This is a genomic window from Sphingomonas olei, assembly GCF_045369765.1.
GTDB lineage: Bacteria > Pseudomonadota > Alphaproteobacteria > Sphingomonadales > Sphingomonadaceae > Sphingomonas > Sphingomonas panaciterrae.
This window is the reverse complement of record NZ_JBIQEU010000023.1, coordinates 1-14,690: the sequence shown is the minus strand read 5'-3', so window position 1 is coordinate 14,690 and position 14,690 is coordinate 1. Positions and strand designations below refer to the sequence as shown.

The 14,690-nt window shown below is 67.9% G+C and carries 11 protein-coding genes; 5 read left to right on the top strand and 6 right to left on the bottom strand.

From position 1 onward, the window contains the following. Positions 1-205: 205 nt before the first annotated feature. The 4 genes from ACH0BU_RS16010 to ACH0BU_RS15995 all read left to right on the top strand — a co-directional run bounded on the left by ACH0BU_RS16010 (position 206) and on the right by ACH0BU_RS15995 (position 5,677). Positions 206-1,888, top strand: coding sequence for an ABC transporter transmembrane domain-containing protein (locus ACH0BU_RS16010; RefSeq protein ID WP_125946553.1), 1,683 nt, complete (start codon positions 206-208; stop codon positions 1,886-1,888). Continuing rightward, positions 1,872-2,930: an efflux RND transporter periplasmic adaptor subunit gene (locus ACH0BU_RS16005; RefSeq protein WP_500264302.1), complete on the top strand. Its 1,059-nt coding sequence runs from the start codon at positions 1,872-1,874 to the stop codon at positions 2,928-2,930. Before ACH0BU_RS16010 ends, ACH0BU_RS16005 begins: the two co-directional genes overlap by 17 nt. Then, positions 2,927-4,333 carry a TolC family protein gene (locus ACH0BU_RS16000; RefSeq protein ID WP_500264301.1) on the top strand — a complete coding sequence of 469 codons (1,407 nt, stop codon included), beginning with the start codon at positions 2,927-2,929 and terminating at the stop codon, positions 4,331-4,333. The genes ACH0BU_RS16005 and ACH0BU_RS16000 overlap by 4 nt, the downstream gene beginning before the upstream one ends. A gap of 141 nt (positions 4,334-4,474) precedes the next feature. Further along, entirely contained in the window at positions 4,475-5,677 is a 1,203-nt protein-coding gene (locus tag ACH0BU_RS15995) for a serine hydrolase domain-containing protein (protein WP_500264300.1), read from the top strand. A 34-nt stretch (positions 5,678-5,711) separates the two neighbouring features. Here the strand turns inward: ACH0BU_RS15995 and ACH0BU_RS15990 are convergent, their stop codons facing one another. The 3 genes from ACH0BU_RS15990 to ACH0BU_RS15980 all read right to left on the bottom strand — a co-directional run bounded on the left by ACH0BU_RS15990 (position 5,712) and on the right by ACH0BU_RS15980 (position 8,116). Further along, a complete protein-coding gene (locus ACH0BU_RS15990) occupies positions 5,712-6,812 on the bottom strand; it encodes a flavin-containing monooxygenase (RefSeq protein WP_500264299.1) in 1,101 nt (366 codons plus the stop codon). A 6-nt stretch (positions 6,813-6,818) separates the two neighbouring features. Continuing rightward, on the bottom strand, positions 6,819-7,223 hold the full coding sequence (locus tag ACH0BU_RS15985) for an NAD(P)-binding protein (RefSeq protein WP_500264298.1): 405 nt from the start codon (positions 7,221-7,223) through the stop codon (positions 6,819-6,821). A 62-nt stretch (positions 7,224-7,285) separates the two neighbouring features. Continuing rightward, positions 7,286-8,116, bottom strand: coding sequence for an SDR family NAD(P)-dependent oxidoreductase (locus tag ACH0BU_RS15980; protein ID WP_500264297.1), 831 nt, complete (start codon positions 8,114-8,116; stop codon positions 7,286-7,288). A 112-nt stretch (positions 8,117-8,228) separates the two neighbouring features. Between ACH0BU_RS15980 and ACH0BU_RS15975 the strand changes: the two genes are divergently transcribed. Next, positions 8,229-9,485: a TetR/AcrR family transcriptional regulator gene (locus ACH0BU_RS15975; RefSeq protein WP_500264296.1), complete on the top strand. Its 1,257-nt coding sequence runs from the start codon at positions 8,229-8,231 to the stop codon at positions 9,483-9,485. A gap of 34 nt (positions 9,486-9,519) precedes the next feature. On the opposite strand, the gene ACH0BU_RS15970 is transcribed toward ACH0BU_RS15975, so the two are convergent. The 3 genes from ACH0BU_RS15970 to ACH0BU_RS15960 all read right to left on the bottom strand — a co-directional run bounded on the left by ACH0BU_RS15970 (position 9,520) and on the right by ACH0BU_RS15960 (position 14,148). Next, positions 9,520-10,209: a hypothetical protein gene (locus ACH0BU_RS15970; RefSeq protein WP_500264295.1), complete on the bottom strand. Its 690-nt coding sequence runs from the start codon at positions 10,207-10,209 to the stop codon at positions 9,520-9,522. After that, a complete protein-coding gene (locus ACH0BU_RS15965; RefSeq protein ID WP_500264294.1) occupies positions 10,206-12,536 on the bottom strand; it encodes a TonB-dependent receptor plug domain-containing protein in 2,331 nt (776 codons plus the stop codon). The genes ACH0BU_RS15970 and ACH0BU_RS15965 overlap by 4 nt, the downstream gene beginning before the upstream one ends. A 91-nt stretch (positions 12,537-12,627) precedes the next feature. Further along, positions 12,628-14,148 (bottom strand): MFS transporter, encoded by a 1,521-nt coding sequence (locus tag ACH0BU_RS15960; RefSeq protein ID WP_500264293.1) that lies wholly within the window; start codon positions 14,146-14,148, stop codon positions 12,628-12,630. Between the last annotated feature and the right edge of the window lie 542 nt (positions 14,149-14,690).

The window sequence follows — 14,690 nt, the reverse complement described above, 5'->3', positions numbered from 1 at the left end:
CGCGCCATCCTCCCGCAGGAGCAATATCGACCGATCCCTGCTGCCCCCGAAACCATGTCTCGGCAGCGCTGGATTATGTCAAAGTCTTGCTCGATCCCTTAGAATTGTTGCGCTGCACGGCAGGCATCGCAGAACTATAGTGTTGCGACGATTGAAACGATAGCGGGCCCTCCTCAGATGTGCGGCATCTCAGGAAGGCAGGTATATGGCGCAAGCGCGTCCGGGCATCCGGGCATTCGCGGGTTGGATCAGACTGGTGCTCGGGCCTGACGCCGCGTTCGTGCGGCTGGCGGTGGTCTATGGCGTGGCGATATCCCTGCTGTCGCTGGCCACGCCGATTTCGGTTCAGTTGCTGATCAATTCGGTCGCCAACACTGCGCTGCCGACCCCGCTGTTCACGCTCGCCGCGCTGTTGTTCCTGCTCCTGCTTTTCGCCGGTGTGCTTGCGGCGTTTCGCGTCCACCTGCTCGCGCTGTTCGAGCGGCGGCTGTTCGCGCGCATCGTCGCGGAGATCACGCTGCGCGCGGTCCACGCACAAAACCCCTTCTTCGCCGACGCGCGCAGCGGTGACCTGTTCAACCGCTATTTCGACCTGATGACGGTGCAGAAGACGCTGCCCAGCCTGCTGATCGGCGGCTTCACCATCGTGCTGCAGGGCGTCGTTGGTCTGGTCGTCACCAGTTTCTACCACCCCTTCTTCCTCGCCTTCAACGTCGTGCTGGCGGTGGTGCTGTTCCTCATCTGGCAGATCTGGGCCTCGGGCGCGATCCGCAGCGCGGTGGCCAAGAGCCATGCCAAACATGCCGCGGCGCACTGGCTGGAAAGCGTCGGCGGGTCGAACGGCTTCTACAAGTCGAGCCGCCATGTCGATTTCGCGATGGACCGGTCGGAGGCGGTGACCGCCACCTATGTCGCCGCGCACCGGCGGCATTTCCGCTACACCTTCGCGCAGACGCTGGCGCTGCTGTTCGTCTATGCGCTGGCCAGCGCCGCGCTGCTGGCGCTGGGCGGCTGGCTCATCATCCAGGGGCAATTGTCGATCGGCCAGCTGGTCGCAGCGGAGCTGATCCTGTCGGGCGTCTTCTACGGCATCGCGCAGTTCGGCCCGTATCTGGAAACGCTGTACGATCTTGCCGCCGGGCTGGAGGAGCTGTCGCTGTTCTGGGCGGTGCCGCAGGAGGAGGGCAGGGGCGATGGCGAGGGCCCGGCCAGCGGCGCGATCCGCTTTGCCCATGTCGAACATGACGGCCACCGCTTCGACTTCGAGATCGCTGCCGGCGAGCAGCTGGCAGTGGTCGCGGCGCCCGGCGTCGAGCGCACGCTGGCGATGCTGCTGAAGCGCCACCAGGCGGCGGAGCGCGGCCTGGTCGTCGTCGGCGGGCGCGAGATCAGCGGCTTCGACACCTATCGCCTACGCGCCGAGGTGATGGTGCTCGACCGCCCCAGCTTCGTCGAGATGCCGATCCGCGATTACCTGCGGCTCGCCGCCTCGGGCGACACGTCGCGGATGGTCGAGGTACTCGACCTCGTTGGGCTGAGCGAGCGGCTAAGCGTCCTTCGCGATGGGCTCGACACCGTGGTTTCCACCTCCGGCTGGCCGCTTGCGGTGGGGGAGCTGATGGCGCTGAAACTGGCCGCCGCGCTGCTCGCCAGGCCCAAGCTGCTCGTGCTCTCGCCGCTCTATGATCTCCTGCCGCCCGAGCGTGTCGATGCCGCCCTCGCGCGGCTGCGCGGCGATACCACCGTGCTGCAATTCACCCGCCGCCCGCAGGGGCTGGAGCGGGACGGCGCGCTGTGGATGGGCGCGACCGAGCAGCGCCGCTGCCCCGACGTCGATACGCTGATCGCCATCGCGAGCGAGGGAGGCAGCCTTGCCCTTTCGGTCTGACCATATCGTCCACTTCCCGACGCTGGCGAGCATCCGCCCGCCACGCGCCACGCGCGTCTTTGCCTGGCTGATCGCGGTGACGCTGTCGGTCGTGGCCGCGATCCTGTTCCTCGTCCCCTGGGTGCAGACCTCTGCCGGCGCGGGGCAGGTCGCCGCGCTCGACCCGGAGGATCGCGTGCAGGATGTCACCGCGCTCGTCCCCGGCCGGGTGGAGCGCTGGTTCGTCCGCGACGGCGATCGCGTGCGCCGCGGCGATCCGATCGCGCGGATCGTCGACAATGATCCCAACCTTCTCGCCCGCCTCGCCGCCGAACGCGCGCAGGTGCTGGCGGAAATCGCCGCCGCCGAACAGGCGATGGCCGTGGCGCAGATCGACATCGGCCGCTCGGGCCAGCTGCTTGCCGAGGGGCTGGCCGCGCGGCGCGATTACGAAGCGTCGCAGATCAGGGTCGCCGATCACCGCGCCAAGCTGGCCGAGGCGCGCGCGAAGCTCAGCCGCGTCGACGTCACGCTCAACCGCCAGTCGGCGCAGACCGTGCGTGCCCCGCGCGACGGGCGGATCCAGTCGATCAATGCCGGCGCCGGCGCGACCCTGGTGGCGGCCGGCGAGCGGCTCGCGACGCTCGCGCCCGAGGCGCCGGTGCGGATCGTCGAGCTGATGGTCGACGGCCGCGACATTGCCGTCATCCGCCCCGGCCGGCCCGTCCGCCTCGCCTTCGAAGGCTGGCCGGCGATCCAGTTCAGCGGCTGGCCCTCAGTCGCGCACGGCATGTTCGACGGGCGCGTACGCTCGATCGACCCGTCGGCGCAGGTGACCGGCCTGTTCCGCGTGCTTGTCGAACCGATGCCGGGCAAATTGCCCTGGCCCGACACCGATTACGTCCGTCTGGGCGCCAAGGTGCGCGGCTGGATCCAGATGGAAACGGTCAGCATCGGCTATGAGCTCTGGCGCCAGCTCAACGATTTCCCGCTCGAATTCCGGCGGCCCGGCGATGAGACAAAGGGGGTTGCGCCGGACCCGGTGGTCAAGGTGAAGAAATGATCCGCCTGCTCTGGATCCCCATGTTCTGGATCCTCGCCGCGCTGCTGGTCGCGGCGCCCGCCGCGGCGCGGCCGCTGACGCTGGACGAGGTGCTGCGTTCCTCGGCCACGCACGCGCCCGCGATCCTCGAGGCGATGACGCGGGAGCGGCAGGCCGACGGTCGCCGCCTGTCGGCCGAGGGCGCCTTCGACCTCCTGTTCGAGGGCGAGGCGCAGTCCCGCGCGCTCGGCTATTATGACGGCACCGTCATCGAGGGGCGGGCGACGCGCCCGCTCGCCACCAACGGCGGCGCGCTCTACGGCGGCTACCGCGTGTCGCGCGGCGACTTCCCCGTCTATGAGGACAAGGCGTTCACCAACCGGCTGGGTGAGGTGAAGGTCGGCGCGGTCTTCTCCCTGATGCGTGACCGGCTGATCGACGAGCGCCGCGGCCGGCTGGGGCTCGCCGACGGGGAGATTGCGCTGGCTCGGCTCGATCGCGAAATGGTGGCGATCGGCGTTCAGCGGCGCGCGATCGACGCTTATCAGACCTGGGTCGTCGCCGGCCGGCGGGTCGCGGTCTATCGCGATCTCCTGGAGCTGGCGACGAAGCGGCAGGCCTCGATCGAGCGGCAGATCGCGCTCGGCGCCCGGCCGGAGATTTTGGGCACCGAGAACCGGCAGAATATCGTCCGTCGCCAGACCCTGCTGGTGCGCGCGGAGCAGGATCTCGACGCCGCTGCCAATGCCCTGTCCTTCTACCTGCGCGACGATCTTGGGGAGCGGATCGTGCCCGGCGCCGATCGCCTGCCGACCAGCTTCCCGGACCTGCGCCTGCCGCCGCTCGGCCCCAGCCTCGCCGGCCGGATCGAGCGCCCCGATCTGCAGACCATCCTGGTGCGGCTCGATCAGGTCGAGACGAAGCGGCTGCTCGCCGAGAACGAACTTCGCCCGCGGCTCGACATACGCGCGGAGGCGGCCAAGGATGTCGGCCCGGTCGGCCTTGGCGGCGTGTCGCGCACCCCGCTGGAGGGGATCGTCGGCCTGCGCTTCTCCATGCCGCTCGAACGACGCACCGCGCGCGGCAAGATCGCCGAGGCCGCGGCCGAGGCCGACGGGCTGCAATTCCGCCGCAAGATGATCGAGGACCAGATCCTGGTCGAGGTGAACGGCCTCGCCATCCAGGCCACCGCCGCCGACCGCCTCGTCGCGCTCGCTGCCGACGAAACCGCGCTCGCCGATCGCATGGCAGAGGCGGAACGCCGGCGCTTCCAGCTCGGCGCAAGCGACTTCCTCGTCGTCAACCTGCGTGAGGAAAGCGCGGCCGACGCCCGCCTGCGTCAACTCGACGCCGAATATCGCCGCTCCGCCGCCCGCGCCGAACTCGTCGCCGCGACGGTCGACCGCAGCCAGTTGGGCCTCTGACCGCCGCCTTCTGCGCTGATCCGCTCCGCTTACCGTGACGGCGAGGCGTCACGGCCGACGCCCGCCACGGGCCACATGCCTGCTTTACATGTCCGGCAGGCTGGCTACGCCACCTGCATAAGCAAAAACAAAGGATGCGGTATGGGAGAGGTGCTGGGTTTCGACGAACAGCGGCTGGAGCAGGCGTCCGCCCACTTCCGCACCCGCTATGTGGAACGGGGCGCGCTGCCCAACGTGCAGCTGCTCGTCGCGCGTGAGGGGAAGGTGGTGCATCGCTCCAGCGCCGGCGCGGCGCGGGCAGACGGTACCCCGCTGGCGGACGACGCCATTTTCCGCATCGCCTCGATGACGAAGCCGCTGACGGCATTGGCCTTCATGGCGCTGGTGGAGGAGGGGCGGGTCGCGCTGGATGATCCGGTCGCCACCGTCATTCCCGAATTCGCGGACCTGCGCGTGTTCGAAAGCGGCGGCGGGGCGGTGCCGTGGGTCACTCGCGCCGCGCCGCCGATGCGGATGATCGATCTGCTGCGGCACACGTCGGGGCTGACCTACGGCTTTCTCAACCGCAGCAATGTCGATGCGGCCTATCGCGCGCAGCGGATCCTGGCGCCGGGCGGTGATCGGGATGCCGATGCGGTGGTGGCGGCGCTGGCCGAGCTGCCGCTCGAATTCGCGCCGGGCAGCGCGTGGAATTATTCGGTGTCGACCGACGTGCTGGGCATCGTCGTCGCCCGGCTCGAGGGCGCGCCGCTGGACGCGGTATTCCGCTGCCGCATCCTCGCGCCGCTGAAGATGGACGACACGTTCTTCCACTGCCCGCCCGACAAGGTTCACCGGCTGACCGACGCCTGGATGATGACACCGGCCGGCGCCAGGGTGATCGACCGCGCGGTCGATGGCCGCGCAACGCGGGAGCCGGTGTTCAAGATGGGCGGCGGCGGGCTGCTGTCGACCATCGCGGACTATCACCGTTTCTGCTCGATGATGCTGGCGGGCGGCACGCTCGACAGGGCGCGGGTGATCGGGCGCAAGACGATCGACCTGATGACCCGCAATCACTTGCCCGGCGGCGCCGATATCGCGGCGCTCGCCCGCGCACCGATCGCCGATGCGGGGTCGGGCGGCACCGGCTTTGGCCTCGGCGTCGCGGTGACGATCGACCCGGCGCGCACCATGATGCCCGGATCCGCCGGGGAATATTTCTGGAGCGGGATCTATTCGACGCAATTCTTCATCGATCCGGTGGAGCGGATCCACGCCATCCTGATGACGCAGCAGATGCCCGTTCCGACAATCCCGGTACGGCGTGATTTCCGCACCATGGTCTATGCCGCGTTGATGTGACGGCCGCCGCGGGTTGCGGCGGCCGCTGATCGGTTCAGCCGCCCGCCGCGACCCGCGGCGCGGCGGTCGTGCCGCTGCTGACCTGCCACGGCTCCCCGGCCTTCACCAGCCGCAGGACGCCGTCGGCGACCGGCTCCTTCAGCATGATGCGCCGGTCGGTGACATAATCCTGGTGGACCTGCCACGGATGCTCGACGCCCTGGCGCGGCATGTCCTCGCGCGCCCGCACGACATAACCGGACGTGAAGGTCTGCATCCACGTCGTCTTCATCGATGCGACCTCCGCCGCCGGCACGGCAATGTCGGCGCCGCGGCGATCCAGCTCCTTCAGCACCCGCACCATGTAGCGCGCCGCAAGGTCGGCCTTCAGCGTCCAGGACGATCCGGTATAGCCGAACACCAGGCTGAAATTGGGGATGTTGGAATACATCGCCCCCTTGTAGATCACCGTATCCTTCAGGTTGGTCGGCTGGCCATCGACCCGCAATTGCACGCCCCCACCGCGCAGCAGCTTCAGCCCCGTGGCGGTGACGATGATATCGGCCTCGATCACTTGCCCGGACGCAAGCTTCACGCCTTCGGGGACGAAGCGCGCGACGCTGTCGGTGACGACCAACGCCTTGCCGCGGTGGATCGCGCGGTAGAAATCGCCATCGGGCGCCAGGCAGATGCGCTGCTCCCACGGCTGATGCCGGGGCGTGAAATGCGTCATGTCATAGCCGCGCGGCAGCGACGCCTTGGCGAGGCCGATCAGCATCGGGCGCGCCTGCGCCGGGTCCTTCATCATCCGCTGCCGCATCTTGCGCGACGTCAGCACATTCTTCCACCGCACCGCGGCCCCGGCGAGGTTGGCGGGCAGCCATGATTTCAGCCGATTGGCCTGCTTGTCGCGGCCGGGGCGGGCGACGATGTAGCTGGGGGACCGTTGAACCATCGTCACATGCGCCGCGGTCTGCGCCATCGTCGGGATCAGCGTGACGGCGGTCGCGCCCGACCCGATCACCACCACCTTCTTGCCGGCATAATCGAGGTTTTCCGGCCAGAATTGCGGATGGACCACCTGGCCGGCGAAATCCTCCTGCCCTGCGAATACGGGATTATGGCCCTCGCTATAATCGTAATAGCCCGACCCCATGTAGAGCTAGCGGGCGACGAAGGTGACGCGGGTGCCGTCCTTCTGCTCCGCACACACGCGCCAGCGTGCGCGCTCGCTGCACCAATCGGCGCTGATCACGCGATGGCCCAGCCGCAGGCGCGGGCGGATGCCGAACCGGTCGATCGCCGCGCCGATATAATCCTTGATCTTGCCCCCCGCCGCGATGGCGTCCTTGTCGCGCCACGGGAAGAAGGAGAAACCCAGCGTGTGCATGTCGCTGTCCGACCGGATGCCGGGATAGCGGAACAGGTCCCACGTCCCCCCGATGTCGTCGCGCCCCTCCAGCACGACGAAGCTTTTGCGCGGCAGCTTCATCGCCAGCCATGCCGCACCGCTGATCCCTGACAACCCCGCGCCGACCACCACGACGTCGATCCCGATCTCGTCCATTCCCATCCTCCCCTGACCAATGCGGACGCCGCGCCGCGGCATACCGCTGTCTTTATTCCAGCTCAGTTACTGGCCGCGCGCGCAGCGCCAGCGGCAGGCGCCAGCGCAGGGCTGGCGGCGGTACGCGGCGTGGTCGGGTGGCTGGCCGACAAGCCGCCGTCGATCGCGATCGCCTGCCCGTTGACGAAGGCGGCGGCGGCCGAGGTGAGGAACAGCGCCAGCCCCGCGACCTCCTCCGGCTGTCCCGGCCGGCGCAGCGGGTTGGTCGCGCCCACCATCTTGCCCAGCCCGGCCGCGCGCGCCTGGTCGATATACTTTTGCGTCATGTTGGTTTCGATCAGGCCGGGGCAGATTGCGTTGACGCGAACGTTGCTGCCTGCCAGCTCCAGCGCCGACACCTTGACCAGGTTGATCAGCCCCGCCTTGGATGCGGAATAGGCCGCCGGCCCCGCCCCGGCGCGCAGCCCGGCGACCGACGCCGTGCAGGTGATTGCGCCCGCGCCATGGCGTGCCATCACCGGCGCTGCATGTTTGATCGCCAGCGCCGGCCCGATCAGATTGACGCGCAGCACCGCCATCCACAGCGCCGGATCGGCCTCGCTCACCGTTGCCGGGCCGCCCGTGATGCCGGCATTGGCGAAGAAGCCGCGCAGCGTGCCGTGCCGCTCGGCCTCGGCGACCAGCGCGATGACATGCGCCTCATCCCCCGCATCGCCGCGCAGTGCGACGCACATCCCCCCGGGTATCTCATCGGCGAGCGCCTCGACCCCCTCGGCGATGTCGCTGGCGATCACCTTGGCCCCCGCCGCGGCAAAGGCGCGCACGCTTGCCCGGCCGATCCCCGACGCCGCGCCGGTGACGATCACGACCGACCCGTTCCACTCGTTCCCCATCACCCTCTCCAAACCATACCGCTTTCTTTATTCGTGCTGTTTGGCATAGCGGGGCGCTGAGCACAATCGGTTGCGATGACGGGTGCCTGGGTTCATGCTAACCATGACGGCAATGACCGCGATCGAGACCACCGACAGCAAGACCGCCAAGTTCATCGCGCGGCGCAATCGCCTGATCGACGCGGCGGCGACCCTGATCAATCAGCACGGGCTGAAGGGCATGACCTTCGCCAATGTCGCCGAGCTGGTGGACATGAACCAGAACAGCCTGGCCTATTATTTCAAGCGCAAGGAGATGCTGGCGCACGCCGCCTATATGGAAACCCTGGGCCGGATCGCGGACAAGGTCGCCGAGGCCGCGACCCGCCCCGATCCGCGCGCGCGCCTCAACCATTATCTCCACCTCGTCTTCGCCGCTCAGCGCGGCATGCGCACCGGCGAGGAACGGCCGATGACGGTGCTGACGGGCATGAGCTCGCTGCCCGACCCCTATCGCGCCGAGGCGACGGAGCTGTACCAGTCGGTGCTGCGCGGCATGCGCGACTGGTTCGGCCCGGCGACCGAGCCGGAGGATCTGGCGGTCAACACCGCGCGCGCGCATGTCGTGCTGGAGGGGGTGCTGTGGTTGCCGGTCTGGCTGCGCTTCTACGCGATCGAGGATTTTGACCGGGTCGAGCGCCGCATGTTCGAGGTGTGGGAGCGCGGCGTTGCGCCCGCGACCAGCGCGCTGGTCCATATGTCCTTCGCCCGCGCCACGCCCCCCGAGCCCCGGCAAGAGGTCGACATCGACGCGTTCCTGCGCGCCGCCACCCGCCTGATCAACCGCGACGGCTATCGCGGCGCCTCGGTCGATCGCATCGCGGCCGAGCTGCGCGTGACCAAGGGCAGCTTCTACCACCATCTGGAGGGCAAGGACGATCTGGTCCTCGCCTGCTTCCAGCGTAGCTATGAGACGATCGCGCGGGCGCTGAGTGACGCGGGCGCCGCGGGCGGCACCATGTGGGACCGTCTGTCGCGCGCGCTGACCGCGCTGATCGAGGTGCAGTTTTCCGGCGATGCCCCGCTGATGCGCACCACCGCGCTCGCCACCTTGCCCGCCACCCACCGGGGTGAGGTGATCAGCCAGTCCAACATCTTCGCGCTGCGTTTCGCCGGGGTCATCATCGATGGGATCAGCGAAGGGTCGATCCGGCCCGTCGACCCGCTGATCGCCAGCCAGATGGCGATGGCGATGCTCAACCGCGCGGTCGACCTGCAGGAATGGGCCACGCGCGTCGGGCCGGCGCGCGCGACCGCGATCTACGCCGAAATCTTCGCGCACGGGATGCTGCCCGGCGCCCAGTCTCCGGCGGGCGCGGACGCGGCATAACCGCGCCCGCACCCTCCGGTCAGAACGTCACCGATCAGAACTTCTTCGTCACGCCCACCTTCCACTGGCGGCCCAGCGCATTGCCCGTGAACGGATCGTAATTGAGGTCGAGCCGCGCGAAGCTCGGGTCGCGGTCGGTGATGTTCAGCATCGAGAAGCTGACGGTGGTGCCGTCGATCGGCTCGACCCGCAGGGTGAAGTCCACCGTCGCCCAGTCCGAGATCCGCTGGCCGCGCGCGATCACCGGCGCACCGGGCAGCTCGCGCCGCGGGGCAAAGGGCAGGGCGCGCTGGTCGACATAGCCGTCGATATAATTGAAGGTGAAGCGCGCATCGACGCGATCGACCCCGAACTGGGCATAGGCCTGCCCACGCCAGCGCGGGATCGGATAGGCGCTGGTCTGGTAATTGAGCTTGCCCACCGCATCGAACGCCGGCTGCACCAGCACGTTCTCGACCACCAGGTCGCTGGTCTTGTAGTCGATGACGTAGGTCGCCGTGACACCCAGGCCCAGCCTGCCGCCCAGCACGTCCTCCTCGCCATAATTGGCCAGGAAATCGAGGCCTGAGTTCGTCACCTTGGCGCCGTTCAGATAATAGGTATCGAGCCGTGCGACATTGTTGATCCCGCACGCCCCGTCGAACGTGAAGCGCGCCTGCAGCGCGGCAAAGGCGGGATTGTTGCAATTGGCCGATCCGCTCGCCCCGAACAGCGCATTGGTCATGCCCGATACCGGTCGGCGCCGATCAGGTCGGTCAGCTCGTACCGGAAATAGTCGACGCTGACGCTGAGGCCGCCCGTCTTGATGATCGCGCCGGCGGAATAGTTGGTCGCTTTCTCCGGGCGCAGATTGGCATTGTTATAGACGCGCACCGCGCGCGACGAGCTGCCGATGACCTGCAACGAGGTGACGAAGCCATCCTGCAGCAGCGTGTCGGGCGGGCCGCGGAACGTGGTGCCGACCGAGCCGCGCAGCGCTAGCCAGTCGGTCGTCTGCCAGCGCAGCGTCGCCTTGGGGTTGAAGGTCGATCCCACCCCGCCGCCATAATCCTCGTAGCGCGCGGCCAGCTGCAGATCGAGCGTATCGAGGATCGGCGCGCGTACCTCGGCGAACAGCGCATAGACATCGCCCCTCACCGACAGCGGCCGGCTGGAGCCGAGATAGGCGAGCGGCCCGGGCTGCGGCGAGCAGGTCAGGTTGCCCGTGACCGGCGTGTCGAGGCACGGCGTGATGTCGAGGTTGTTGAACGCACCATAATTGGAATCGTAGGATTCACGGCGATATTGCCCGCCCACGGCGAAGGACAGGTCGCCGCCCGGCAGCGTGATCGGGGTGCGGCCGCTCACCGAGGCCTCCGCCACGAACAATTGCGTGACGAAGCTGCTGCGCGACTGTTCGTACAGCCAGCGCGACAGTTCCGGCGAATTGGCGACCGCGGCATTATAGCCGGGGTTGGCGACGCCGGTCACCGCATTGCGCTCGATCGCATTGCTGAACGGGTTCAGGAACTGGCATCCGCCCGTGCCCGCGGTGCCGGTGATGCGGTTGCAGTCCGGCCCACCGAACCCGCGCAGGCCCAGCTGCACGCGGTCGACGATCGTATCCATGTTCATCGTCTGGCGGGTGTAGCGATGGTACATGCCCGACACGTCGAAATTGAGCGCATCGTTGAGCGCGCCGGTCAGCGCGCCGGTGAAGCGGATCGATTCCGATCCACGCCAGCCCGAACTGTCGACGCCATTGGCCCCGCCCAGCAGGAACGGCCGGAACAACAGCGCCGGGAAGGTAGCGCCCGCCACCGGAATGCCGGCGACGCTGGTCGGCAGCGCGCCGGGGTTCGCCGCGGCATAAGCGGCATAGCCGGGGTTGCTCGCGGGGACGAAGAAGCCGGCCTGCGCCGTCGCGCCGAAGCTGCCCGGCAGCGTATAGGCCGATGGCCGCTGCAGGATGGCGTAGGAGGGGGAGCTGCGCTGGTGCGGCACTTCCGACCAGCCATAAAGCGCGGTGACCTCCAGCTCGATGTCCGGCGTCACGTCGACGCCCACTTCCAGATACGCCTGCAGCCGGTTCTCGGTGTCGGTCAGCGCATTGAAACCGAGATACTGGTTGGCGCAGCGCTGGTTGGGGACGCCGTTGTTGGACAGCGCCACCCCGCCCAGCGGGACGCAGCCCGCGTCGAGGCGCAGGCTAGCGGCCGGCGCGCCATTGCCGAACACGGGCAGGAACACGCCGGGATTGCCGCTCTGGGTGAAGCCGTTCTCGGGATTGTTGGTATAGGATCCGATCGCGAAATCGCGGTCGGTGACCATCAATTCGCTGCGATGCTGGAACCCGAAGGAGCCAAGGACGCGCAGGCCGTCCTGATTGTGTCCGAACGCCGCGCTTGCCGTCCAGTCGCCGTTCGATCCCTTGATGCCCTTGTAGTCGCCGCTGACCACCAGTCCCTTCAGCGACCGGTTGGTGATGAAATTGACCACGCCGGCGATCGCGTCCGACCCGTAGGTGGCGGCCGCACCGTCCTTCAGGATGTCGATCCGCCCGATCGCCGCCAGCGGCAGCAGGTTCACGTCGACGGTCGGCACGCCATTGCCCGCGCGCACCAGCCGCCGGCTGTTCAGCAGGACGAGCGTGCGGGACGGGCCAAGACCGCGCAGATTGATGCTGGCGATGCCCTCGGCGCCCTGGCTGCGGTTGTCGAACTGGTTGGAATCGCCCAGCGTGCCATTGGCGACCGGCAACGCCTTCAGCAGCTCGACGACGCTGGGGCTGCCCTGCCGCTGAAGCTCGCCGGCGGTGATGACGTCGACGGGCAGCGCCGAATCCTCCCGCTGCCCGCGGATCAGTGATCCCGTGACGATGATGTCGGCGGCGGCCTGGTCGTCCAGCGGCGGCTGCACCGCGGTGGACTGCGGCGGGGTGATCGACGGCGCCGGGGCGGGCACCGTGCCGGCCGGCGGGACATTGGTATCGACCGTTTGCGCGATGGACGCGGCGGGCGCGGCAATGGTCAACAGGGCGCCGCTCGTGAGCAGCCAGGAACGCAACGGCATTATATATCTTCTCCTTGGGACCCCGATCTTGCGCGGGTGTTGGTTGAGCGGCGTCGGGCCGCTGGCCTTTCTCGTGGCGGGCCTGTTCTGGTCAGCTGCTGGGCAGCACCGTCGGTGGCAGGCGCGTAGGCTCGCCGGCGCGGGCGGACAGATCCTCCACCACCGCGCTCTCGCGCACGCGGCGGACATTCTCCTCGTGCCGGGCGCGATCGATCCGGTAGAAGGAGAGGAAGACGATGGCGATCGCCCACAGGATCGCGATCGTCGGCATGTACAGCCAGACCAGCCGGTCGATCACCTCCGGCGCGATCTGTCCGGGGATCGCCTTTTCGGGAAATCCCGACAGGCTCAGCAGCAGCCCGGCGCCAAGCACGCCGAACCAGCTGGTGCACGTCTTCATGAAGGCGTTGGCGGCAAAGAAGGTACCGGCGGCATGGCGACCCGTGCGGACCATGCTGTCCTCCACCACGTCGGCGATCATCGCGCTCGTCATGATCTGCGAGGTCGCCGAAAAGGTGCCGAAGATCGTCGCAAAGGCGAACAGGGTCGCCACCAGCGGCCCCTCCGGCTCGATCGGCAGGAACAGGCCCAGCTGGCGAAGGAACAATGGCATCAGGCCGAGCGACACGCCCAGCGCCGCCGCGACGACGGCGACGGCGCGCTTGCCGAAGCGGCGCGCGGCACGCGGCGCCAGGAACAGCGCGATCAGCGCGGCGATGACGCCGTCGAACGCCAGCAGGCCCATGCTCCTCGGGCTCAGCTGCCAGACATAGGTGCCCAGATACGCCGCCATCGAGGCGTACAGGCCGGCGGCAGAGAATTTCAGCACCCCGAAGGCGAGCAGTGCCTGGAACCCGCGGTGGTTCAGCGTGCCCAGCATCTCGCGGAAATGCTGCCCGAACGATTGCCGCTCGCGGGCAGGGGGCTGCGGCACCATCCTGCCGCGCGCCTGTGTCCCCACTGCGCAGATCAGGATCGCGGCGAACGTCACCACCGCGCCGATGATGCCCAGCTGGTGGTAACCTTCCGGGTTGAGCTGGCCGACCGGATATTGCGGGGTGGGGCGCAGCAGCACGAAGAACAGCAAGGTCGCGATGCCGAGCCCGCCGACATATCCAAAGAAATAGCGCCACGTCATCAGCGACGTGCGCTCGTCATAATCCTCGCTCAGCTCCGGGGTCAGCGCGGCGGAGGGAAGCTCGTAGAGGTTGATCGCGATCCGGCCGAGCGTCGCGACGGCCAGGATGTACCAGAACAGCGCGTCGTTGCTCCAACCCTGCGGCGGATTGAACATCAGCCAGAAGCACAATGCCGTCGGCAGCGCCGCGGCATACATGAAGGGGTGCCGGCGTCCCCACCGCGACCGCAGATTGTCGCTGACATGGCCAAGGATCGGATTGCTGATCGCATCAATGACCAGCGACGCCATCAGCGCGGCCGACACGATCCCCGCCGGAACACCCATCACCTGGTTGTAGAAGATCAGGAGATACGACCCGAACGCAACGGTTTGCGCCCCCTCGGCCAGCGATCCCATGCCGAACAGCAATTTGGTGCGTGCACGCAATGCCGCCGCGGGCGGCACACCGAGGGCCGCGTTTTTCCTCTCCAACACAAACCTCTACACTACGGTGGGTTTGGTTGCAGCGTACCGCTTTCTTTAGTTACGGCAACCTAAAATCGGCGGCGTGCAGCGTCGATCCACCTCCAGGGTGCATCTGCCATGAAGCAAAGGTATAGGTGGCGCCTCCGAGACCCGGGCGACGTGCAGGCATGGCTCCATGTTCTGAGCTGCATCGAACACTCACGCGCAGCCGTTTCTTCGGGAGAGGTGAACGACGATCCTCCCAATCGCTCCAATCAGACGTCCCCTCCCGTCCTGCTGGCCACGCTTCACCCCAACGAGGCCAAATTCGCCCGATTCTGTTCCGCAGGGCGGCCGCAAGGCACGATGATTCGGCCGGAGCGCTCCGGCCACCACAGCGGCGGTGGTGTCCTAGAACCCGCGGAAAAGCGTGGTTTTGTTGGTGTTGTGTAGGAAAACTGCAAAAAGTGTTTGACGGTGTGGGCGGGTGCACCTAGATGGGTGTCACCGCAGCGGTGGCCCGGACGGGCTGGTTGCAGTGGTTAGCGAAAACAAGGCGCCGTGGTCGC